The 23,786-nt window shown below is 76.3% G+C and carries 15 protein-coding genes; 11 read left to right on the top strand and 4 right to left on the bottom strand.

The window, feature by feature from the left end:
- Positions 1-11 precede the first annotated feature (11 nt).
- From AC5R91_RS14345 to dnaN, 6 genes are all read left to right on the top strand, one after another.
- A complete protein-coding gene (locus AC5R91_RS14345) occupies positions 12-1,385 on the top strand; it encodes a glycosyltransferase family 4 protein (protein WP_495397644.1) in 1,374 nt (457 codons plus the stop codon).
- 82 nt (positions 1,386-1,467) lie between these two features.
- Positions 1,468-2,598, top strand: coding sequence for a glycosyltransferase family 4 protein (locus AC5R91_RS14340; protein ID WP_041938882.1), 1,131 nt, complete (start codon positions 1,468-1,470; stop codon positions 2,596-2,598).
- 320 nt (positions 2,599-2,918) lie between these two features.
- The gene (locus AC5R91_RS14335) at positions 2,919-3,839 is read left to right on the top strand and encodes a glycosyltransferase family 2 protein (protein WP_495397963.1); all 921 of its coding nucleotides are present in this window, start codon (positions 2,919-2,921) and stop codon (positions 3,837-3,839) included.
- A gap of 138 nt (positions 3,840-3,977) precedes the next feature.
- On the top strand, positions 3,978-5,051 hold the full coding sequence (gene manB, locus AC5R91_RS14330) for a mannose-1-phosphate guanylyltransferase (protein ID WP_495397643.1): 1,074 nt from the start codon (positions 3,978-3,980) through the stop codon (positions 5,049-5,051).
- 67 nt (positions 5,052-5,118) lie between these two features.
- Positions 5,119-7,917, top strand: a complete 2,799-nt coding sequence (locus AC5R91_RS14325) for a sensor histidine kinase (protein ID WP_495397642.1) — start codon at positions 5,119-5,121, stop codon at positions 7,915-7,917.
- 40 nt (positions 7,918-7,957) lie between these two features.
- Positions 7,958-9,163, top strand: coding sequence for a DNA polymerase III subunit beta (gene dnaN / locus AC5R91_RS14320; protein ID WP_495397641.1), 1,206 nt, complete (start codon positions 7,958-7,960; stop codon positions 9,161-9,163).
- Positions 9,164-9,240: 77 nt separating this feature from the next.
- Here dnaN and AC5R91_RS14315 read toward each other — a convergent pair whose 3' ends face one another.
- From AC5R91_RS14315 to AC5R91_RS14300, 4 genes are all read right to left on the bottom strand, one after another.
- Positions 9,241-10,053, bottom strand: coding sequence for a thioredoxin-like domain-containing protein (locus tag AC5R91_RS14315; protein WP_495397640.1), 813 nt, complete (start codon positions 10,051-10,053; stop codon positions 9,241-9,243).
- A gap of 161 nt (positions 10,054-10,214) precedes the next feature.
- Entirely contained in the window at positions 10,215-11,546 is a 1,332-nt protein-coding gene (locus AC5R91_RS14310) for a coenzyme F420-0:L-glutamate ligase (RefSeq protein WP_495397639.1), read from the bottom strand.
- A 28-nt stretch (positions 11,547-11,574) separates the two neighbouring features.
- Entirely contained in the window at positions 11,575-12,561 is a 987-nt protein-coding gene (gene cofD / locus AC5R91_RS14305) for a 2-phospho-L-lactate transferase (RefSeq protein ID WP_495397638.1), read from the bottom strand.
- 57 nt (positions 12,562-12,618) lie between these two features.
- Entirely contained in the window at positions 12,619-13,227 is a 609-nt protein-coding gene (locus AC5R91_RS14300; protein ID WP_495397637.1) for a TetR/AcrR family transcriptional regulator, read from the bottom strand.
- A gap of 367 nt (positions 13,228-13,594) precedes the next feature.
- On the opposite strand from AC5R91_RS14300, the gene AC5R91_RS14295 reads away from it, so the two are divergent.
- The 5 genes from AC5R91_RS14295 (at position 13,595) to AC5R91_RS14275 (ending at position 23,765) form a co-directional block, all read left to right on the top strand.
- Positions 13,595-13,891: a hypothetical protein gene (locus tag AC5R91_RS14295; RefSeq protein WP_495397636.1), complete on the top strand. Its 297-nt coding sequence runs from the start codon at positions 13,595-13,597 to the stop codon at positions 13,889-13,891.
- Positions 13,892-14,170: 279 nt separating this feature from the next.
- Positions 14,171-16,897, top strand: coding sequence for a bifunctional FO biosynthesis protein CofGH (locus AC5R91_RS14290; RefSeq protein ID WP_495397635.1), 2,727 nt, complete (start codon positions 14,171-14,173; stop codon positions 16,895-16,897).
- Between the two features lie 449 nt (positions 16,898-17,346).
- Positions 17,347-17,976 carry a WhiB family transcriptional regulator gene (locus AC5R91_RS14285; protein ID WP_495397634.1) on the top strand — a complete coding sequence of 210 codons (630 nt, stop codon included), beginning with the start codon at positions 17,347-17,349 and terminating at the stop codon, positions 17,974-17,976.
- Positions 17,977-17,985: 9 nt separating this feature from the next.
- A complete protein-coding gene (locus AC5R91_RS14280; protein ID WP_495397633.1) occupies positions 17,986-22,131 on the top strand; it encodes a glycosyltransferase family 2 protein in 4,146 nt (1,381 codons plus the stop codon).
- On the top strand, positions 22,128-23,765 hold the full coding sequence (locus tag AC5R91_RS14275) for a DUF5719 family protein (RefSeq protein WP_495397632.1): 1,638 nt from the start codon (positions 22,128-22,130) through the stop codon (positions 23,763-23,765). Before AC5R91_RS14280 ends, AC5R91_RS14275 begins: the two co-directional genes overlap by 4 nt.
- Positions 23,766-23,786 lie beyond the last annotated feature (21 nt).

The following is a 23,786-nucleotide window of genomic DNA, read 5'->3' as shown; positions in this document are numbered from 1 at the left end:
CACTGTGACCCGTGCGTGTGGGCTTCCTGGTCGAGCAGTTGCTCGCGCCGGTTCCGGGTGGGACCGGCCGCTATTCCGCCGAGCTCGCGACCGCCCTCGCCCGCCGTGCCGCGCCGGGGGACGGGGTGGTCGGCTGGTGTGCCGCGCGGCGCGGCGTGGACGCCGCGGGGCTGCCGGGCGTGCTCGGCCCGCTGCGCCTCGGGCTGCCCCGCCGGGCGCTGGCCGCGGCCTGGTCGCGCGGCGTCGGCCCCGCGCCGACCGGCGTGGACGTCATCCACGCGCCGACCCTCCTGCTCCCGCCCGCGGGCGGCACCGCCGGCCGCGTGACCGGCTCGGTGGTCGAGACCCTGCGCGGTTCCGGCCGGTCTGGCACATCGGACCGGTCCGACTCCATCCGGTCCGACTCCGACCCGCCCGAGTCCGACCGGCCCGGCGGCCGGCCGGCGGGGGGTCCCGCGCGGCCGCCGGTGGCCGCGTGGGCCGCGCACAGCGTCGCGCCGGCGCTCGGGGACGCCCTCGACCGACGCCGGCCCCGGCCGAAGCTGGTCGTGACGATCCACGACGCGGTGCCCTGGACCCATCCCGAAACGCTGACTCCGCACGGAGCGCGCTGGCACCGGCTGATGGGCGAGCGCGCCGCCCGGCACGCCGACGCGGTGATCGTCCCCACCTTGGCCGTCGCCGCCGAGGTGGCCCGGCACCTGCCGATCCCCCCCGAGCGGCTGCATGCCATCGGCGAGGGGGTGGCCGAGGCGGTCGTCCGCGTGCCGGCCGACGCCGATGCCCGCGCGGCCCGCCTGGGCCTGCCCCCGCCGGGTGGTTACCTGCTCACCCTGGCCACGCTGGAGCCGCGCAAGGGGCTGGACACCGCGCTCGCCGCGCTGCGCCGGCCGGACGACCCGGGCCTGCCGCTGGTGCACGTCGGCGCGGTCGGCTGGGGCGGACTCGATGTGCGCACCGAGGCGGCACGGCACGGTCTGGACGGCTCCCGGGTCCGCACTCTTGGGCGGATCAGTGACGAGGATCTCGCGGTCGTGCTCTCGCGGGCCGGGGTGCTTCTGGCGCCGAGTCGGTCGGAGGGCTTCGGCCTGCCCGTGGTGGAGGCGATGGCGCACGGGGTGCCGGTGGTGATCTCCGACGCCCCGGCACTGGTCGAGGTCGCGGGGGACGCCGCGCTGGTGGCCGGCGTCGGCGACGCCGCCGCGCTGTCGTCCGCGGTGGCCCGGATCGTCGGCGATTCGGACCTGCGGGGGCGGCTGTCGGCTGCCGGACGCGCGCGTGCGCAGGCATTTACCTGGAATGCGACGGCGGAGGCGACGTGGGCGCTCTACCGTCGAGTCGGCGGCTCCCCTGCCGTGTCCGTCGCCGCTGACGGGCGGGCGTAGTGTTGCCCCCGTTGGGAAGCAAGCGGTCACCGTGAAGCAAGCGGCCACCCCTGTCAGGGTGGCGCGTCAGGGAAGGAGCGCCGTGGGACCCCGGGTGCTCGTCGACGCGACTTCGGTCCCGGCCGACCGTGGTGGCGTAGGGCGTTATGTCGACGGGCTGGTCGCGGCGCTGGGCGCGGCCGGTGCGGACATGGCGCTGGTCTGCCAGCGGTCGGACGAGGAACGTTACAGCCGGATGGCTCCACATGCCACCGTTCTGTCCGGGCCGGCGGCCATCGCCCACCGGCCGGCGCGGCTGGCGTGGGAGCAGACCGGGCTGCCACTGGTCGCGGAGCAGGTGAATGCCGACGTCATCCATTCACCGCACTACACGATGCCGCTACGGGCCCAGCAGCCCGTCTGCGTGACCATCCACGACGTCACCTTCTTCACCGAGCCGGACATGCACACGGCGGTGAAGGGGACGTTCTTCCGCTCGGCGATGCGCACCGCGGTGCGCCGCGCCGCCCGGATCATCGTCCCGTCGAAGGCGACCCGGGACGAGCTCATCCGCGTGCTCGACGGGGAGTCGACCACCACCGACGTCGCCTACCACGGCGTCGACACGTCGACCTTCCACCCGCCGACCGAGGAGGACAAGCTGCGGGTGCGCCGCCGCCTCGGCCTGGGCGACGCGCGCTACGTGGCCTTCCTCGGGATGCTGGAGCCGCGCAAGAACGTCCCGAACCTGATCCGGGGCTGGGCCGAGGCGGTGCACTGGCGGGACGAGCCGCCCGCCCTCGTGCTGGCCGGCGGTTCGGGCTGGGACGACGACGTCGACGCCGCCGTCGCCTCGGTGCCCAGCCACCTGCGGGTGATCCGGCCCGGCTATCTGCGTTTCTCCGACCTGCCGGGGTACCTGGGCGGGTCGTCGCTGGTGGCCTACCCCTCGCACGGCGAGGGGTTCGGGTTGCCCGTGCTGGAGGCGATGGCCTGCGGCGCGCCGGTGCTGACCACCCCGCGGCTGTCGCTGCCGGAGGTCGGCGGGGACGCCGTCGCCTACACCCAGCCGGACCCGGACTCCATCGCCCGCGAGATGGGCGCCCTGCTCGACGATGCCGAGCGGCGCGACCAGCTCGGGCAGGCGGGCCTCGCCCGGGCCCGGGAGTTCACCTGGGCGGCGAGCGCCGAGGCCCACCTGGCGAGCTACGCGCGGGCCGTCGCCGAGCGCTGAGCGCCCGCGGGCGGCTCGCGTGCGGGCCCGCCGACCGCCGACCGACGGCGGCCGGTGCGCGCGAGCCTGCCCACCGACTCCACGCCTCGTGGCCGGCTCCCCGCGGGCGGCCGGCCCCGGGGCCAAGACCGCCGCAAAGGGCGCGCTACGGTCTCCCCGGCACGGATGCCGCTCGCCGTCACCATGGCGGCGCGGGCCGTGCTGGTCGGACGGATGGCGGGCGGGCCGCCGAGGTGGGCGAGCCGGTGGAGACGGGTGGGCCGGTGGAGATCGGTGGGCCGGTGGAGACGGGTGGGCCGGTGAGACGGGTGGGCGAGGACATGGGTGTGGAGCCGGAGATGCGGGTCGTCGTCGTGACCTTCCGGTCCGGGGAGATCATCGGTGCGTTCCTCGACTCCCTGGCGAAGGCGACGACCCGGGCGTACGAGGTCGTCATCGTCGACAACTCCCCGAAGCTCGACGCGGGCACCCGCGCGGCGGGGGAGCGCCCCGAGGCGCGGCTGCTGCGCCCGGGCCGCAACCTCGGCTACGGCAGCGCCGTCAACCGGGGTGCCGCCGGCGCCGACGCGCCCTGGCTGGTGATCTCCAATGCCGACATCTCGTTCCGGCCGGGCGCGCTGGACGAGCTGATCGCCGCGGCCCAGCGCTGGCCCGGCGGGGGCGCCTTCGGCCCCGGGATCACCAACCCGGACGGCGCCCTCTATCCCTCGGCCCGCGACTTGCCGTCGTTGGGGCGGGGGATCGGCCACGCGCTGTTCGGCTGGTGCTGGCCGACGAACCCGTGGACCGCCTCCTACCGCCGGGAGCGGGGCGCCCCGCGGGAGATGACCGCCGGCTGGCTGTCCGGCTCCTGCCAGCTCCTGCGCCGGGAGGCGTTCGAGGCGGTCGGCGGTTTCGACGAGTCGTACTTCATGTTCATGGAGGACGTCGACCTGGGCCGGCGGATCGGGGCGGCGTCCTGGCAGTCGGTGTACGTGCCGTCGGCGGTCGTCGAGCATCTCGGCGGGCACTCGACGAAGCGGTCGTCCCGGCGGATGGTGGTGGCCCACCACCGCAGCATGTTCCGCTACCTGTCCCGGCAGTACCCGGGGCCGGCGCGCGCGCCCCTGCGGCTGCTGCTCGGCGCCGGGCTCGGCGCCCGGCTGCTGCTCGCCCTCGCCTTCGCCAAGGACAGCGCCGGGGCCAGGGCGACCCGGTCCGCGGAGCTGCTCACGGATCGCGGGACCACTACCGGGGGATGAGCCGCGGCGGCGACCGGGGGCGCGCGGTGACGGCGCGTTGAACAGAATGTATCTGGCCCATGGCGGCACGTTCGGGTAGTGGTCCCGCTGCCCATCCGTCTCCAAGGGCTACCCCATGCCCTGCGACACTGACTGTCCATGGACGCAGTGATGCTTGTCGGCGGTCAGGGGACCCGTCTACGACCACTCACGATGTCGGCCCCCAAGCCGATGTTGCCGGTCGCGGGGGTGCCGGTCACCGCGCACATGCTGGCCCGGGCGCGTGACGCCGGGATCGACCGGGTGGTGCTCGCCACCTCCTACCGGGCGGAGGTCTTCGAGGAGTACTTCGGAGATGGGTCCGCCCACGGCCTCGAGCTGGAGTACGTGACCGAGACGGAACCGCTGGGCACGGGCGGCGCGATCCGCAACGTCGCGGGGCGGCTGCGCGGCGGCCCGGACGACCCGGTCGTGATCTTCAATGGTGACATCCTGTCCGGCCTGGACATTCAGGCCCTGATCCGCCGGCACACCGCGGCGGACGCGGCGGTCACCCTGCACCTGACCGAGGTGTCCGATCCGCGGGCGTTCGGCGTGGTGCCCGTGGACGCGGACGGTCGCGTCACCGAGTTCCTGGAGAAGACGCCCGACCCGCCCACCAACCTGATCAACGCCGGCTGCTACGTGTTCCGCCGTTCGGTGATCGACACCATCGCCGTGGGTCGGCCGGTGTCGGTCGAGCGGGAGACCTTTCCCGCCCTGCTGACCGCCGGCACGCCGGTCATGGGATACCCGGACAGCACCTACTGGCTCGACCTCGGCACGCCGGCGGCGTTCGTTCAGGGCAGCCGCGACCTGGTGACCGGCCGCATGGTCTCCTCGGCGCTGCCCGGGCCGGTCGGGGACTGCCTGGTCCTGGCCGGCGCCGCTGTGGCCGCCGACGCCAAGATCGGTGGCGGCGCCACCGTGGGGGCGCGCGCCCGGGTGGGGGCGGGCGCCGCGATCGACGGCGCCGTGCTCTTCGACGGCGCGGTCGTCGAGGCTGGCGCCACCGTGCGGGACAGCGTGATCGGCCGCGATGCCATGATCGGTCCCGGCGTCGTGCTCGACGGCGTGGTCGTCGGTGACGGCGCCGTCATCGAGCCGGGCAACGAGCTGCGGGCCGGTGCGCGGGTGTTCCCGGGCGCGGTCCTCACCGCCGGCGCGGTCCGGTTCAGCTCCGACCGCACCTGATCCGGGCGATCCCGGCCCACTATTACGGCCGATCGTCGGATGGGTCCTGATTCGACGGGCCAGACTGATGTCCGTGCCGGTCAGCGCCTCACTCGGCGCCTCACTCAGCGCATCGGACGCACTCACCGCCGTTCTCGTGCGCACCTTCGCCGTGCTGCGGGTGCTGGGCCTGGTCACCACGGCGCTGTACCTGGCGGTCTGGTGGTCCTGGTACGGCCGGCACCCGCTGGGGCTCGCCGCCGCACTGCTGGAGCTCGCGTGGGGGCTCGGCTACGTGGCGCTGAGCCTTCGCCGCGGGCTCGGCCCCGGGCTCGTCCTCGCCAACGTCGGCGCGGGCGCGGGCGGGGCGCTCGCCGCCGGCGCCGCCGTTCCGGCGGTGTCCGTCGGCGGGGCGGGGACCTGGGTCTACCTCGGCTGCGCCCACGCCGCCCTGGTCGCGGGCGCGATGACCAGCCGGCGGGTGTTCGCCGGAGTCCTGGTCACGCTGTGCGCCGCCCTGGCGGGCGGGGTGGGCGTGGCCGGGCGGCTCGCCGCGGCCGTGCCCACCGGCGCGGGCTGGACGGCGTCCGCGGCGGCGCGTGCGGCGTCGGATCCCGGCGGCGCCTACCGCCGGGTCGCCGTCGCCGTCCTGCTCGTCACCTTCCTGTCCCTGCTCGTCCGGTTCGGGGTGGGGCGGCTGCGGGCGACCGCGGGCAGGGCCGACGGCCGGCTGCGGGCGGCGGCGGACCATGAGCGGGCCGAGACGATCGCCGCGGCCCGTGCCCGAGCGGAGCGGGAGCGGGAGCGCGTCCTGCACGACACCGTGCTCAACACCCTCGCCGGCATCGCCTGGGGCGGTGGCGACGACGCGCGGCTCGCCCGGACCCAGGCCGAGGACGCCATCGCCGCCGTGCAGGGGCTGCTCGACGGCCCGGCCGGCGCGGCCACCCGCGGCCTCGACGCCCGGCTCGACGCTGTCGCCGACGCCGCCCGGCTGCGCGGGCTGCGGGTGCGGCTCGGCCGGACCGGCAGCGTCGGCACGCCCGGCTCGCCCCTGCCGGGCACCGCAAGCGGGCAGGACCTGCCGGCCGACGTGGCGGCCGCGCTGGCCGCCGCGACCGCCGAGCTGCTGTCCAACGTCCGCCGGCACGCCGGCACCGGTCAGGCCTGGGTCACGGTGCACCGCACCCCGACCGCGGTCGGGGTGATGGTGCGCGACGAGGGGCGGGGTTTCGACCCGGCCGCCGTGCCCCCGGATCGGCTCGGGCTGAGCCGCTCGGTGCAGGCTCGGCTCGCCGAGGTCGGCGGCCGCGTCCGGCTGGCCGCCGCCCCCGGCCGCGGCACCCGGGTCCTGCTCACCTGGGCGCGGACCGCGCCACCCGCCGACCCGGGCGCCGCGGACGGGCTACCGGGGTGGGCCCGGCCGGCCGCCGGCCATCGGGCCTCGTCGGCCCAGCCGCCCCGGGCTCTGTCCGCCTTGCTGCCCCGGGCTCTGTCCGCCCGGCTGTCCCGGACCCTGGCCGCCCGGCCGCCCGATGTGCGGCCAGCCCGGCTGGACGGTGAGTCATCGGCTCGTCCGCCCGGCGAGTCGCCGGCTCGTCCGCCCGGCGAGTTGTCGCCCGGCGAGTTGCCGGCCCGGGCGGCCGGTGATGGCGGCGAGGCGGGGCCGGATCTGGCGTCCGCCGAGGGGCTGCGCGGCGTCTACACCGCGAGCCTGCGCCGCGCCGTGGCCTTCGCGGCTGTGATCTGGTACCCGTTCACCGGGCCGGTGCTGCTCGTGCTGCCCGGCGGGCTGCGCACGTCTCCGGCGGCCATCGGGCTGTGGTTCCTGCTCGGCGCCGCGGTCGTCGAGGTGACCAGGCGGGTGCGCCGCCGCCCGGCCACCCGGCTCGAGGCCCTCGGCCTGGTGGCGTGCGGGCTCGCGGTGACGGTGGCCACCGCCGCGCTGGTCGGCACCGCCGAGCCGGGGGCGAGCCGGGTCGTGGCCTGGCCGGTGCTGGTGTTGCCGCTGCTGCTCATGCAGGTCACGGTGTCTCGGCCGGCGGTCGAGTGGATCGCCGCCCTGGGGTGCGCGGCCGCCACGTTCACCGGCGTCGCGGTGTTCGGCGCCGTGCCGGGGCCGTTGCCGTTCGCGCAGCTCCTCTCGGCGCTCAACGCTCTGGCGGCGTTGCAGATCATGGCCGCGATGGGCGGTCCGGTGCTGCGCCGTTCGGCGGACGCGGCAGCCCGGGCTCTCGGGCGGGAGGCCCGCCTCGCGGCCGGGCGGGAGGCCGAGGTCCGGATCCGAACGGATCGGGCGCGGGCGCTCGGCATGATCGAGCGTGAGGTCCTGCCGCTGCTCGCGGCGGTGCGCGACGGCCTGCTCGACCCGCGTGACCCGGCGGTGCGCGAGCGGTGCCGGCGGTTCGCCGCCATGATCCGCCGCACCCTCGTCGCCAGTCACGCCGCCGCCCTCGGCGACCTGGCGGCGGCGCTGTTCGACGCGGAGTCCCGTGGCGTTCGCATCGACGCCCAGGTCGCCGGGGATCTGCGGGTGGCCCCGGCGCTCGTGCGCGCCCGGCTCGAAACGCTGCTTCCGCGGGTGCTACAGGCGATCCCGGGCCCCCGGGCCCTGCTCACCCTGATCTGCGACGCCACCGGAGGCAGCCTCACGCTCACCGTGGCGGGCACGGCGATCCCGCCGGACTGGGCGCGTGCGATCACCGGCCCGGGGGCCCCCGGCGGCGCGCCCCGGCTGGGCGCCACGGCCGTGGCCGTCAGCGCGGACGGCGACGACGGCCAGCTATGCCTGCAGATGAGCTGGGTGGTCACCGCCGACGGCGACACCGACCCGGCGGCGGGCGTGCCGCGCGCCGCCGGCCGGGCGACGGCGAACACCGATCGGTGAATGCGGCGATTTTCGGCCGTTGGCGGGGACAATCGGCCCCATGAGGTTCAGCGTGGAACGCGACGTGTTCGCCGACGCGACCGGCTGGGCCGCCCGGCATCTCCCGAGCCGGCCGGGGTTGACCCCGAACGCGCTGACGGGCCTGCTGCTCGAGGCGGCGGCGCCGGCGGCCGGCCTGCAGCCGGGCGCCGGCCTGCTCGTCTGCGCCTTCGACACCGAGGTGGCCGTGCGGGCGCCGGTGGCGGCGGCGGTCGAGGAGCCGGGCCGGGTCCTGGTGTCCGGCCGGCTGCTGGCGGACATCGTGCACAGCCTTCCCGCGACGACGGTCGAGGTCGCCGTCGACGGCGACCGGCTGGTGTTGCGCTGCGGCAGCGTGCGCTTCACCGTCCCGCTGATGGACCTCGCCGACTATCCCGAGCTGCCGCGCTTTCCCGCCCCCATCGGCGAGGTGAACACCCTCGGGTTCGCCGCGGCGGTCGGCCAGGTCGCCCCGGCGGCCGGTCGGGACGAGACGGTGCCGGTGCTGACCGCGGTCCGGATGGAGATCTCCGGGCGCGGCCTGATCCTCGCGGCCACCGACCGGTACCGGCTGGCGGTGCGCGCCATCCCCTGGCAGCCGACCGTCGATGATCCCTGGGCCCTGGCCCACGTGCCCGCCAAGGTTCTCGCCGAGGTCGCCCGCACGCCCACCTCTGCCTCCCGGATCGTGATCGGGCTCGACCTTGCCGACCCGGCGGGCGCCCGGCTGGGCCTGGCCGCGGCCGGGCGCCAGACCATCGTCCGGCTCATCGACGGCACGTTCCCCAACTACCGCAAGCTCCTGCCCGAGACGGCCGCGTACACGGTCACCGCGCACACCGCCGCGCTCGCCGCTGCGGTCCGCCGGGTGGCCGTGGTCGCCACCCGGACCGCGCCGCTGCGCTTCACCTTCACCCGGGACCAGGTCGTCGCGGAGGCGGGGGACGGCAGCGGGGCCCAGGCCAGCGAGACGATCCCCGTCGAGTACTCGGGGCCCGAGCTGTCCGTGCTGTTCAACCCCTCGTACCTGCTGGACGGGCTCGGGGCGGTGGAGGACGACGAGGCGACCATCGGGTTCGTGGCCGCCGACCCGGCCGAGGCCACCGCCCGCCCGGCCGTGCTCACCGGCAAGGACAGCGGCGGGGTCCGCGGCCCCGGCGGCGGTCCCGTGGACGAGGGCGCCTTCCGCTACTTGCTGATGCCGATCCGCACCGGCTCCGCCGCCTGACCCAGGCCCGGGGCGCGGGCGCCGGTCCGTCGACGGGGGTCGATCCGTCGGCGGGGTCGGTCAGCCGGCGGGGTCGGTCACGGTGCGGGGGTCGGGCTGGTGGGGGACAGCGACATGGTGCCCGCGCCCGGCGTGGGCGTGGCGGCGGTCGCGCCGCCCGGGGCGGTCAGCGGGCCGTCGGCCGACACGTCGAGGGTGCCGCCCTGCGCGCCCGACTCGGGGGCGGTCGGCGAGTCCCAGGTGGCCCCGGCCGGATCCGGGTTGGCGTGCTTGGCGACGAAGTCCTTGATGACGGCCTCGGAGACGGTGCCGCAGCGCTGGGTGCGGTCCCAGGCGGTCAGCACGAAGTGCTTGCCGTCCGGGAACGTGGACCGGGTCCAGGGGACGCCGATGAAGCGCGGACCGGCGTTGGCGGCCAGCGACCGCAGCTTCTCGACCTGGGCGGCCGGCAGGCTCTTGTCGTACCACCCGACGATGAAGCCGTGTTCGAGGTTGTGGACGGCGCGCTCGACCGGGATGCCCGACGCCGGGTTGTAGAACGCGATGCCGTCGGGCAGCGGGTCCGGGTTGTGGCTGCCGGAGGACGGCGGCGACGACTTGTAGCTCACCGCCGTGCTGACGTGCGTCGAGCCCTGGGAGGCGTCGTTCACGGTGCCGGTGCAGCCGGCCGCCGCCGCGGCCGTGGAGGCCGCCGTCACGTAGCCGACCTCCCGCGTCTTGTTCTTCGAGTGGGTGTCCGCGACGCTGTAGATGATGATCCCGACCAGGAGCAGCACCACGACGAACCCGGACGTGCCGTAGATGAGCAGCGCGCGACGACGTTCCTTGCGCTTCTGCTCGCGGCGCAACTGTTCGAGCCGGACGTTGCGCTCGGCGCTCTTCTTCCCCACGAAATCTGATCCTACGAAGTGTCAGGTCAGAACTGACGGGCAGGATGCGTTCGACCCGCCGACGGACACCCGGACCGCCCGGTTACGGCGCGCTGCGTCACCTCCATACCCCACGTTCAGCCCGGTAACCGGGCGTAGCGGATGCCCGCGGTGCGGGGAGGTCACCGGCGCAGGAGGAACGGCTCCGGGTCGCGGGGGGCGCGCGGGGTGGGCGGCGCGGCGGCGTGCCCGACGCCCACCGCGCCCATCGGCACCCACCCGGCCGGCAGGTCGAGCACCGTGCCGACCACCTCGGCGCAGAACAGCGTCGAGGAGACCCAGCAGGAGCCCAGCCCCTCAGTGGCGAGCGCCACCAGCAGGTTCTGCACCCCGGCACCGACGGCAACGGTGAACATCCGCTCCTCGGCCGCCGCCCGGCGGGCGTCGGGGTAGGGATGCGCCCCGTCCAGGACCATGACCGGAACGATGAGCAGCGGGGCGCGGCGCAACACATCCCCGCGCCGCAGCCGCCGGTCCACCGCGGCCTCGTCGAACCCGTCGCGGCGCAGGTCCTCGGCCCAGGCGGTGGCCATCGCGGCGAGCAGTTCGTCGCGCCGCTCGGTGACCAGCACGAAGCGCCACGGGGTGGTGTGATGCGGAGCCGGAGCGGTCAGCGCCGCCGCGACCGCCCGTTCGACCGCGGCCGGGTCGACCTGGTCGGCGGTGAACTCGCGCACGGTGCGCCGCTCGCTCAGCGCCGCCCGCCGTGCCTCCAGCGAGCCGAGGCGGAACATGTCCTCGCCGCTCGGCCGCAACAGCGAGCGCGCCCCCGTCCCGTCGTCGGGCAGCCGGCCGTACCCGCGCACGACCGCCACCGGGGTGGCCCCGAGCTTGCCCTTGACCAGGTCGGCCGCGGCCGCCAGCTCGTCGGCCTCGGCGACCTCGGTCATGCCCAGCTCGTTGCCGTAGCCGTCGATGTCGCCGATGTGGCTGCGCAGCGCGGCCATGCCGGCGACGCCGATGGCCATGTCGGTCAGGCCGCGCCGCCACGGCCGCCCCGCGGTGTCGGTGATGACGACCGCCACGTCCACGCCGAGCAGCGCGGCGACGCCGGCCCGCAGCCGGGCGGCGCTGGCGTCCGGATCCACCGGGAGCAGGGCGAGGGAGTCCTTGGCGATGTTCGACGCGTCGACCCCGGCACTCGCCAGGACGAAGCCGTGATGAGTCTCGACGATCCGGGTCGGTCCGCGGCGGGCCACCTCGCGGACCGACTCGTCGTCGATCGCGGCCTGGCGGGCGGCCTCCCGATCGCCGGCGACGGTGACCAGCCGTCCCTCGGCCTTGGACACGATTTTCGAGGTGACGACGAGGACGTCGCCGTCGGCGAGCGGCCGGCCGATCGTGGCCGCCGCCGCGGCCACCGCGGCGGCGAGATCGTCGCCCGGCCGGATCTCCCCTATCCCGGTCAGCCCGAAGACCGTCAGCGTCCCGCTGGGCGGCTGCCGCTCAGACACCGGCAACTGCTCACACACCGGCGACTGCTCAGACACCGGCGACCTCCAGCGCCGACCGGACGATGGCGACCGTCGCCGCCAGGTCGGTCATCAGCAGGGGCCGGGCGAGCACGGTCGCCCCGGGTACGACCGCGCCGGCGTCGACCGTGTCGACCAGCCAGCCGTCGAGCAGTCCCGCCGACGACCCGGCGGCGGCCGCCTCAGGTGTCGCCGCCGCGCGCCCGCGTCCGCCGTAGTGCACCCCCACGGCCTGCGCGGACGTCTCCACGCCGATGGCGGTCAGGCAGGCGTCGGCCATCCCGCGCACCGCCGCCCCGCCGATGATCGGCGAGACCCCGACCACCGGCGCCGCGGTCTCCCGCACGGCGTCCCGGATGCCCGGCACGGCGAGGATCGTGCCGATCGAGACGACCGGGTTCGAGGGCGGGAGCAGCACGACGTCGGCCTCGCCGATGGCGTCGAGCACCCCCGGCGCCGGCTTCGCGGTCTCGGCCCGCAGCGGCACGATCGCCTGGGCCGGCACGGCGGCGCGCAGCCGCAGCCACCATTCCTGGAAGTGCACGGCTCGCTGGCCGTCCTCGTCGGCGATGACCACGTGGGTCTCCACCCGGTCGTCCGTCATCGGCAGCAGCCGGACCCCGGGCTTCCAGCGTTCACACAGCGCCCGCACCACGTCCGACAGGGGGTAGCCGGCGTCGAGCATCTCGGTGCGCACCAGGTGGGTGGCGAGGTCGCGGTCGCCGAGCCCGAACCAGGCCGGCCCGACCCCGTAGGCGGCGAGCTCCTCGGCCACGACGAACGACTCGTCCTCGCGACCCCACCCCCGTTCGGCGGAGATTCCGCCGCCCAGGGTGTACATCACCGTGTCGAGGTCGGGGCAGATGCGCAGGCCGTGCAGGGTGATGTCGTCGCCGGTGTTGCCGATCACCGTCACGTCGGCGTCGGGCAGCGCCGCGAGCACGCCACGCAGGAAGCGGGCGCCGCCGATCCCGCCGGCCAGGGCTGTCACTCTCACATCAAGCGATCCTGGCACCGACGCCCGCCGGGTGGGTCACCGGCCGGTCGGGGCGCGTCAGCCGAGCCGGGGGCGGGCGAACAGCGGCGCGACCCAGCCGTTGAACTCAGGCCGGGCGGGCAGCGAGGTGTCCCGGCAGAACGAGGCCAGCAGAAAGTGCACGAGATGGCTGGTCGGCCGGCTGGGCGCGGGGTTGGCCAGGCCGCCCTCGATCGTGGCGACGACCGCGTCCGCGGCCAACCCGCGGTCGGCCTCGGGCACGTAGTCGTGCACCGCGGCCAGGGCGAGGCCGTGCAGCCAGGCGTGCAGCCGCTCGTGGTACTCCATCACCGGCTCGGCGTGCGGGGCGCGCTCGGCGACGCACGGATGCAGCGTGCGCCGGCGTTCCACCGAGTCGAGGGCGAGGAAGAGCTTGTCCGCCGGGTCTCCGGGCAGGCCCGCGATCCGTTCCACCTCGACGTCGAGCAGGCGGTTGAGCACGGCCGCGAACGCGTGGTCCTTCGACCGGAAGTACCAGTAGACGGACCCGGGCTCGATCCCGGCGGAACGGGCGATCTCCGCGATGGACGTCCCGGCGAAACCGCGGGCCAGGAACTGTTCCTCGGCGACGGCGAGCAGCGCGTCGATCCGTTCCTCGCGGGGAACCTCCTGGCGGTTTCGTGGCACCTGATCAGCGTAACGACTCCGGCGCCGGGGGAGCAGTGATTCGTATGGAAGCACACGATGCTCGGCTGCGATACCCAGTCGGCGCGTAGAGCAAACGTCGCCCCATGGTGAGTGACACACCTCACATGATCGCGGGTGCCGGAAACCCGCCCTCGCGAATCCGGTGGCATCCGGGCAGGTCGGGGGCCTGCAGTCGAGCGGTTCGCGGATAACCGTGCGGTCGTCCGGGGATGACCGGATCGTCATCCCGCCGCGTTCGCCAGGGTGTCGGCCGGGATGTGTCGTCGCTCACCCGGTTTCTCTTGATTCCGGTTAGAGAGAGCTGTGAGAGTGAACGTGAGCTCTCCACGTCGCTGGAAGGACCGTCATGTCCGACGTCAGGACCACCAAGAGCCTCGAAGCCCTGTCCGCCTCCCTCAACCGCGCGCTTGCGGGGGCGCGCGCCCCCCAGGTCGTCGCCGCCCGCCGGGCGATGATGCGGCGATCCGCGGCGATGGCCGCCGAGTCCCCCGCTCACCGCGGCGCCGACCAACCGCATCGCCGCGCCCAGGCCGAAACCGACGTCCTCGCCGCCCGCAGCCGGACGAACATGCTGATCGGCACGCTCGACCGGTTGCGCCGGCCGGGCACCGGATGGCGGGCCGCCGGCCGCGCCACTCCCTGATCCCGATGGGCGCTGATCCACGCGGGCGCTGATCCACGTGGGCGCCTCGGGCCGCCGGCGTCCCCCCGCCGCCGGCGTCCCGAGGTCCATCCCCGGGTCCGCACCCGACCCCCGGCGACTCCATCCCCCAGATGCCCCAGGTTCCGGCTCCGCTGTGGTGTCGTCGCTTCTGCTTCTGTCCGCAACCCCGTGTCCCTTCGACACCGGTGGTGACGGGCCGGGCCCGTCGACCCGCCGGGCGGCGGCCGACCCGGCGCCACCGGAGAACCTGAGGTACTCATGACCAGTACGGCGGCGACTCCCGACGGCGTGGGCGGCCAGGCGGCCGAGCCCGGCGACGACCCGGGCCTGCCCCAGCCGTCGCCGAGCGCCGACGCCGTGCCGTCCGCGTCGGCGATGCGCCGAGCGCTGCGCCGGGCCCGTGACGGCGCCACCCTCGACGCCGTCGAGGCGGCGGTGCTGCTGGCCGCGCGCGGCGAGGATCTTGCCGATCTGTGCGCGTCGGCGGGCCGGGTGCGCGACGCGGGCCTGGCCTCCCTCGGCCGCCCGGGCGTCGTCACGTACTCGCCGAAGGTGTTCATCCCGCTGACCCGGCTGTGCCGGGACCGCTGCCACTACTGCACGTTCGCCACCGTGCCGCACCGGCTGCCCGCGCCGTACCTCACCGTCGACGAGGTGCTCGACATCGCTCGCGCGGGCGCGGCTGCCGGCTGCGCCGAGGCGCTGTTCACGCTGGGCGACCGCCCGGAGGACCGCTGGCCCGCGGCCCGGGAGTGGCTCGACGCCCACGGCTACGACTCGACGCTGGGCTACCTGCGCGCCGTCGCGATCGCCGTGCTGGAGGAGACCGGCCTGCTCCCGCACCTGAACCCGGGCGTGCTGAGCTGGGCCGAGCTCGCCCGCCTCAAGCCCGTCGCCCCGTCGATGGGGATGATGCTGGAGACGACGGCGACGCGGCTGTGGTCGGAGCCGGGCGGCGCGCACTTCGGCTCGCCCGACAAGGAGCCGGCGGTCCGGCTGCGGGTGCTCACCGACGCCGGCCGGCTGTCGATCCCCTTCACCACCGGCCTGCTGCTCGGCATCGGCGAGACCCGGGCCGAGCGCGCCGAGACGATCTTCGAGCTGCGCGGGCTGGCCCGCCGGTACGGCTCCCTCCAGGAGGTGATCGTCCAGAACTTCCGGGCCAAGGACGACACCGCGATGCGCTCCGCGCCCGACGTCGGCGCCGAGGAGCTGGCCGCGGCAGTCGCCGTGACCCGGCTCGTGCTCGGCCCGACGATGCGTGTGCAGGCCCCGCCGAACCTCGTCGACACGGCCGAGTGCGCCCTGCTGCTGGCCGCCGGCATCGACGACTGGGGCGGCGTCTCGCCCGTCACCCCGGATCATGTCAACCCCGAGCGCCCCTGGCCGGACCTGGACGTGCTGCGCGAGGTGACGGCCCGGGCCGGCTTCTCGCTGCGCCCCCGGCTCACGGTGTACCCGTCGCACCTGGACGAGCCGTGGATCGACCCGCGCGTCGCCGGGCATGTGCGCGCGCTGGCCGGTCCGGACGGGCTGCTCGCCAGGGCCGCCCGACCCGTCGGGCGGCCCTGGCAGGAGCCCGACGGCGGTCTCGGCGACACCGGCCGCGTCGACCTGCACACCGCGGTCGACACCGTCGGACGCCACAGCGCCACCCGGGCCGACTTCGACACCGTCTACGGCGACTGGGAGTCGCTGCGGGCGGAGGTCAGCGCGGCCGGTACGGGGGTCGACGGCGTCGTGGGCACCGGCAGCCGCGCCGTCGCGGCCCGGGCCGCCGCCGGTCTCGGTGCCAGCGGCGCCGCCGGTGCCGGCGCGCCGGAGCGGATCGACCCCGAGGTGCGGGCCGCGTTGCGCCGTGCCGGCACCGATCCGGCCGGGATCACCGACGCCGAGGCCCTGACCCTGTTCGGGGCCGAGGGCGCGGCGCTGGAGGAGCTCTGCTCGCTCGCGGACGGGCTGCGCCGCGACGCGGTGGGCGACGAGGTCACCTACATCGTCAACCGCAACATCAACTTCACGAACGTCTGCTACACCGGCTGCCGGTTCTGCGCGTTCGCGCAGCGCCGCGGGGACGCCGACGCGTACACGCTGTCGCTGTCGGAGGTGGGCAGCCGGGCCGCCGAGGCGTGGTCGGTCGGCGCCACCGAGGTCTGCGTGCAGGGCGGCATCCATCCGGACCTGCCCGGCACCGCCTACTTCGAGCTCGCCCGCGAGATCAAGCGGGCGGCCCCCGGGCTGCACCTGCACGCGTACTCCCCGATGGAGGTACTCAACGGGGTCACCCGGACGGGGATGTCCGTCGAGGACTGGCTGGGGGCGGCGCGGGAGGCCGGCGTCGACTCGATCCCGGGCACGGCGGCGGAGATCCTCGACGACGAGGTCCGCTGGGTGCTGACCAAGGGCAAGCTGCCCACGGCGAGCTGGGTCGAGGTGGTCAGCACCGCGCACCGGGTGGGTCTGCGCTCGACGGCCACGATGATGTACGGCCACGTGGACACCCCGGCACACTGGGTCGCGCATCTGCGGCTGCTGCGCCGCATCCAGGACTCCACCGGGGGCTTCACCGAGTTCGTCGCGCTGCCGTTCGTTCACCACAGCTCGCCGATCTACCTGGCCGGCGTGGCCCGGCCGGGCCCCACGGTGCAGGAGAACCGGGCGGTGCACGCGATGGCGCGCATCCTGCTGCACGGCTCGATCGACAACATCCAGTGCTCCTGGGTGAAGCTCGGCGTCGACGGCTGCCGCTCGGTGCTCGCCGGCGGGGTGAACGACATCGGCGGGACGTTGATGGAGGAGACGATCAGCCGGATGGCCGGCTCCCAGCACGGCTCGCGGCGATCCGTGGCCGAGCTGGAGGAGGTGGCCGCCGGGGCGGGTCGTCCCGCTCGGCAACGGACCACGACCTATGGGCGGGTGCCGGACGAGCGCTTTCACGCTGCCCGGGGCGGCCCCGTCCGGACCATGCTGCCTGTGGTGTCCTGACACCCGCCAAGTCGGCGCCAGCAGAAACTACTCTAAGTAGTCGTGAGAGCCGGCTTGGCCGGATGTGATGCGTGGCCGGTATAGGTTTAAGACGCTTGTCTGATTGCGTCACTGCCCGTTTAGGCCCTTTATGTCCGTTAGCTTCGGGCGGCATAATGCGGTCATCGCCGTCGGACCGATTGCACACGGTTACTGATCGGAAGGCCGCCTAGACCCTCGGCGATGGTGTGCAGTGACTGTGAGCTATGGTCTCATCGCTGGTTGTAGAAGATGTTGCGCCGGTGGGGTTGACGCGACCGACTCGGGAGCGTGTAATTACCGGCGTGTCATTCCCCTCGCTGGCGGGGTTCGTGCGGTAGTGCGTCGCCTGACCGGTGTGGAACCAGTCACCTGCGCGCCGGCGCCCAGGGGGTGGCCGACCGCACCGCGACGGGTCTGGAGGAGTCCCCATGGAGCACACCGACGCGGGCGTCCACACCGTCCTCGCGGACGTCGAGCGTCCCGCTGAGCATGACCCGTTCGGTGACCACTCCGAGCGGGTGCTTGCCGAACGGCCCACCCAGGCCACACCTGAGCCGCGCCTGCGGCCGGCGCTGGCCGCGGCCGGGGTCCCACCGGCCCGGTCGGGCTCGCCCGACCTGGGCACCGGTGCCACCCCGTTCGCCCTCGGCCCGCGGGCCGAGGCGGACGTCGACGTCATCGTGCGCGCGGGCGATGAGGTCGACGCCGACGACGACCCGGCCGTCGACGATCCCGACGCCGACGAGCTGGTCGTCGAGGCCGCCGACGACCTCATCGGCGACATGCCGGACACTCTCGCCCCAGTGATCGATCTGGGGCTGGGTGACCTGCTCGGCGAGGCGATGGAGTGGCAGGAGCGCGCCCTGTGCGCGCAGACCGATCCCGAGGCGTTCTTCCCCGAGAAGGGTGGCTCGACCCGGGAGGCCAAGCGCATCTGTTCGGGCTGCGAGGTCCGGGCCGAGTGCCTCGAGTACGCCCTGGAGAACGACGAACGGTTCGGGATCTGGGGCGGCATGTCCGAACGGGAGCGACGCAAACAACGGCGCCGAGCGGTCTGAGCCCGGGCGGTGGGTGGCGTCCGGCGGGGTGCAGGCGGCCCGGCAGCGCCGCGCACCCTCGCGGCGCTGCCCGGACCGCGCCCGTCGGCGGTGACGTCGCGGGTCGTGGTCGTCTACGTGCACGGCCGGCGCCCGGGCGCCGCGCAGGCCCTGCGGTCGGCGGTGTCGACACAGGCGCCACCGCCCGATCAGGTCCTCGACCTGCAGGTCGTCGAGGTCCGCATCGGCGGCGGTGCCGACGATTCCCCTTCGGCCGCTACTGCCGCCGCGGCCCCTTCGGCCGCGACTGCACCTGCGGTCGACGCCGCTCGCCCGGTCGACGCCACCCCATGGGCCGCCGTCCGCCTCCCCCGGCCGCGCGGCGCATCCCCGGCTGAGACGGTTGCGGTTTCCGCGCTCGTCTCGGGTGACGGGACCGGCGCGCCGTCGACGGCCGGGGCGGCCGAGCGACCGGCGGAACCCCGCTCCGGTCGGTCGACGGTGGTCCACCTGGCCGCCGGCACCCGCTTCGGGGCGGCGGTGGCCGCGGGCCTGGCACGCCTCGGCGGGCCGCCGCGGGACGGCTACGTCTGGCTGCTGGACGACAGCGCCCTACCCGCCCCCGACGCCCTACGCACCCTGCTGGCCTGCGCGCGGCTCGATCCTGGTGCCGCCGTGCTCGGTCCCAAACTCCGCGCCGGCCTCCCGACGCCGTCGCCGACCGGGTCGCCTTCGGCGCCGCTCCTGCTGGAGGTGGGGGTCAGCGTCGACCGCGCGGGCCGCCGGCACACCGGTGTGCGGCCGGGCGAGATCGACCGGGGCCAGCGCGACGGGGTGCGCGACGTGCTCACCGTGGCCTGCTCCGGCATGCTCGTCCGGGCGGCCGCCTGGCGGCTGCTCGACGGCTTCGACCCCGAGCTCGACGGCGGCCACGACATCGACCTCGGCTGGCGGGCCGCCCGCGCCGGGCTGCGGGTCGTCGTCGTGCCCACGGCGACGATGACCCTCCCCGCCGAAGCTCCCGCTCCCGCCGAGGTCGTCGCTCCCGCCGAGGTCGTCGCTCCCGCCGCCATCCCGCCGGCCGGGCCGGGGAGTCGGTCGGGGCGGGGCCGGCGGGACAGGCAGGCCTGGGTGCCGGCCGACCGCGTCGGCGCGCTTCGGGTCCGCCTGGCGAACACGGCGCGGCCGCTGTTGCCGGGGGCCGCCGCTGCCATCCTGCTTGGGGCGCTTCCGCGGGCGCTGGGCCTGCTGGCGCGAGGGCGCCTTCGGGCGGCGGCGACCGAGATCGCGTTGCCCTTCGCCGTGCTGGGCCGGCCGCGCCTGCTGGCACGGATGCGCCGGCGCGCCGCGCGTACCCGCGCCGTGTCGCATCACGCCATCCGCCCCCTGTTTCCCGGCCGGCTGCGCCGCCGGGCGGGTGCGCGGATGGCCCCGGGCGTCGGGGCCGGCGATGTCGGGGCCGGCGATGTCGGGGTGCGCCGCAGCGGCCCAGCCGGGGGCGGCGTCCTGGCGGCTGCCCCGACCGGCCGGCGATCGACCCGGGCGGCGGTCCTGCTCACGGCCCTGCTCGGGGTCGTCGGCCTCGTCGCGATGCGCGGGATGCCGGCGGATGTGCTCGGCGCGGGCCTGCCGCTGCCCACCGGGGCCCAGGACCTGTGGACGGCGGTCTGGTCCGGCCGGGTCGGCACCGCCGGCACTCCGCTCGACGGCACGGGGCCGCCCCCGCCCTGGACCGCGCTGCTCGCCGCCGTCGCGAGCCTGCTCGGCGGCCGGCCTGGGGCGGCGGGCTGGCTCCTGCTCGCCGCCGGGCCGGCGCTTGCCGGGCTGACGGCTCACCGGGCGCTTGCCCGGCTCGGTCCCCGCACGGCCGCCCGCTTCGGGCTCGCCGCCGCCTACGGGGCGAGCCCGGCGATGACCGCCGCCGTCGTCGCCGGCCGCGGTGACACCGTCGGCGCGCTGATCCTGCTGCCGGCCGTGCTTGCCGCCACCGACTCGGCGCTGCGCGGGCGCGCGGGTCCGGCCGGCGGGCGCCTGCGCGCCGTCTGGATGCTGGCCGTCTGCCTGGTCGGCTTCGTCGCCTGCGCCCCGTCGACGGCGCCGCTGGTATGGATCGCCCTGCCGACCGCGGCGCTGCTCACGGCCAGGCGGCGGCTGCTCGACGTCGCCGCCGCGCTCCCCGCGACGATCATTCCGTTGATCCCGACGCTGCACGCGGGGGGCGCGGGGATCCGTGCCGAGCCGGCGGCGTCGCTGGCCCGGTTCCCCCAGGCCTCCGTGGCCCTGGTGGCGGGTGCGGGCGAGCGCCCGAAGGCCGTTGTCGTCGGATTCCTGGCCGCTTGCCTGGCCTGCTGGCTGCTGGGCCGGTGGTCCGGCGGGGTCGGGACGGGGCGGGCCGGCCGTGTCGGCTGGACGCTGGCGGCGCTGGGCCTGCTCGCCGTGCTACTTACCCCGCGCCTGGCCGGGGACGCCGACCAGCGAGTCGCCGGCGGCGAGGGCTGGTGGGTCGGCCCGCAGTACGGCCTCGTCCTCGCCGGCGCACTGATCGCGGCGGCGGGCGCGTGCCGCCCGGTCCGCGGCGCGCGGCGCGGCCGGAGAACTCCCAGGTCCGCAGCGGCACCGGGCACCGGCCGGCTGGCCCGGATCGTCGCACTCCCGGTGACGGCGCTGGTCCTCGTCGGGGCTGCCGCGCTCGGCGCCGGTCATCTCGTCGCCGGCCAGGGATGGCACGCCAGCCCGACCGCCTGGAACCAGGACTCCGCCACTCCCGCGGACCAGGCCACTCCCGCGGACCAGGCCACTCCCGCGGACCAGGCCACTCCCGCGGACCAGGCCGACTCCATGGACCAGATCGGGGGCGTCGGTGACGCCGCGGGAGCCGCCACGAGTGTCACCGGCGCCGCAGCCCCCTGGTCGGGCACCGGCGCGTCGGCGGTGGCGCGGGCGGTCCAGGCCGAGACCCGGACCGCGCCCGCCGGTTCCCGCCTCCTCGTCCTGTACCGGTCCGACCGGTCCGGCCTGATCCGGTACACCCTCGCCGCGGCCGGCGGGCCCCGCTTCCCGGCCGGCCAGGCCCGCCCGCCCCGACGGGCCGCCGCCTTCCTCGGCGACGTCGTCGCCGATCTCGCGGTCGGCGGTGACCAGGCGGCCGGCTGGTTGCCGCTGCTCGGCGTCACCGCGATCGCCGTCCCCGCCGCGGCCGCGCCGACGGACCTCGTCGCCCGCCTCGACGCGACCCCGTCGCTGGTGCGGGACCGGGCCCGCCCGGGAGTGCTGCTCTGGCGCCCCGTGGGCCCCGACCAGGCGGGGCCCACGGAGCGGGCGTCCCGCCCGGCCGCTGCCGCCGGCCCGCCGGCCTTCGTCATGGACTCGGACCTGCAACCGGAGACTGCTCCTCGCGATTCCGCTCCCTCGGGCCCCTCTCGCCGGGACGGCGCGTCGCCCGGTCCCTCGTCGCCCGGTCCCGCATCGCCCGACGCCGCATCGCCCGACGCCGCGCCCCCGGACGCGACGGCTGCTCGCCGTCCCGCCTCCGCCGGGGGCGCCACGCCGGCGGGGACGGCGACACCCCTGGCGATCGAACCACTGGCGATCGAACCTCTGCCCGCGGCGCCGACCAGCGCCCGCCGGCTGCCGCCCGCCGGGCACGTTGCGGCCCTGCCCGGCGCCACCCGGTCCCCGCGACGGGACCTGGTCCTCGCGGTCCCGGCCGGGACGGGGTGGCACGCGTGGCTGAACGGCCGGCCGCTGCGGCCGTTCGCCGCCTGGGGCTGGGCGGCCGGCTTCCGGCTGCCCGCCGAGGGCGGCACGGTCCGACTTCACCGCGACGACGGCCGCGGACCCGAGCTGGCGCTCGTGCAGGCCGCGGCGCTCGGCGCACTGTTGCTGCTGGGTATCCCGGTGCTGCTGGGCATCCCGGCCGCCCGCCGGCCGCGCCGCCCCCCATGCGACACCGATGCGCCACCCGCCGATGGCCCGACCGGGCGTGAGATCGGTCCCCAGCGCGGGCCCAGGGACGGGTCTGCCTGGCCTCGTTCCTCCGCCGCCGACGCTGATGCGGGGTGCTCCGGCGGGCTCTCACCCCCAGCCGATGGCGCCTGCGGGCGTGATGTCGAACGCACCGCCCGCGCCGGCAGCGGGTCGGCGGGCGGATCGGGAGTGGTGGGGGAGGCGCCGTGACGACCGCTTCCGGACGGCCCGGGGTGACGAGATCGCCGCTGCGCCGCCGCGCCGCCGCGCGGGTGCTCGTGTCGTTCGCCGTCGTCGGCATCGGCGGAGCCTTCCTCGCCGACGAGGGCGCCAGTCCCGCGCCGGCCGAGAACTGGCCCGTGTCGGCCGCGCTGCTGGCCTGCCCGGACCTGACGACGACGCCGTCGGGTGCCCGTGATCCAGTGCTGGCCGGCCCCCTCGACCTCGCCGTACGCACCGCGGGGACGGCCGACGGCCGGGTACGGGTCGCCGCGCGGGCCACCGAGCTGCGCACCCGCCTCGGTGGCGCGGCGCTGACCCTGCCACCTCCCGCGGCGAGGGGCGACCGCGGCTCGGTGCTGGTGTCCGCCCGGGACGCCTCGGCGGCCGGGTTGTCCGCGATCGTCACGGGCGCCGGCGACGGCGCGGGCCCGGCGCGGGCGCGCTGCGGCCCGCCGCGGGCCCGGAGCTGGTTCGCCGGGCCGTCGACGACCGCCGGCCGCGACCCGATCGTGATCCTGTCGAATCTGGCCGACCAGCCCGCCCAGGTCGGCGTGCGGGTGCTCACCGATGGCACGGCCAGCCCACCGCAGGACATCTCCGTGCCGTCCGGGCGGGCGGTGACCCGCCGGCTCGCCGCGCTTGCCCCGGAGGCCGCCGTGACGGCACTCGACGTCGAGGTGCGTTCCGGCCGGGTGCTCGCCTGGGTGGTGGACCGGTCGAGCCTCGGCGGCCCCTTCACCGCACCCCGGCTGGTGCCGGTGACCGCCCCGCCCGCCCGTCGGCTCCTGCTCGGCGGGGTGCTCGTCCCGGCGGGACCGCAGGATCCGGCGGCGCGCCTGGTGCTCGCGGCGCCCGGCCGGGAGGCCACCGTGCGCGTCAGCGTGTTGACCGCGGCCGGCCGGCACACCCCGGTCGGCCTGGAGGCGGTGCGGGTGCCGGCGACCGGCGCGATCACCCTGCCGGTGCCGCTGCCGCCGGGCGGGGCGTCGGCGGTCCTCGTCGAGTCGACCGCCGGCGCCGCTGCGGTGGTTGCCGAGCTGGGCGTGGCCTCGGGTTGGCCGGGGGTGTCGACCTGGGCGGGCGCCGTCCGGCTCGACGCCACGTCGGGACGCCGCGGGTTGGACGCGTTCGGTCAGGGCGTCGGGCTGTCCGACCCGACCGGACCGACCGCCGGCGCCGGCACCGCGCCCGACGCGGCGGTCGACGTGCCAGCACCGCCGGCGGGAGCCGCCGGAGCCGTCGTGCTCGCCGCGCCGGCGGGGCCCGTGACGGCCTGGCTCGACGGTGATCCCGTGCGGCTGGGGGCCGGCAGGGTAGCCCTGGTCCGTGGACCGTCGGGCCCGGCCGGGGGGCGCCTCGTCGCGATCGGCGGCCCGCTGGTCGCGACGGCGGTCGTCGGCGCCGCGCAGGCACCGGTCCCGTCCGGGCTCGGTGCCGCGCCGCCTGTCCCGCCCGCGGTGCCGCCGCGGGACACGCCCCCCACCGGTCCCCCCGTCGCCGGGCCGGCCGCGTCCCCACTGGTGCTGCCGAAGATCCTGTCCGCGGTCGTCCCGCTGGGGGGAGCGCCACGTCTGCTCGATGCCCCGCCGGCGGTGGCGGATCCCGCGGTGCCGTACCGCTGAGCGGGGTCCGCCACCGGTGGG

This window comes from Frankia sp. BMG5.60 (genome assembly GCF_059428125.1).
This window is presented reverse-complemented; position numbering and strand designations above follow the sequence as displayed.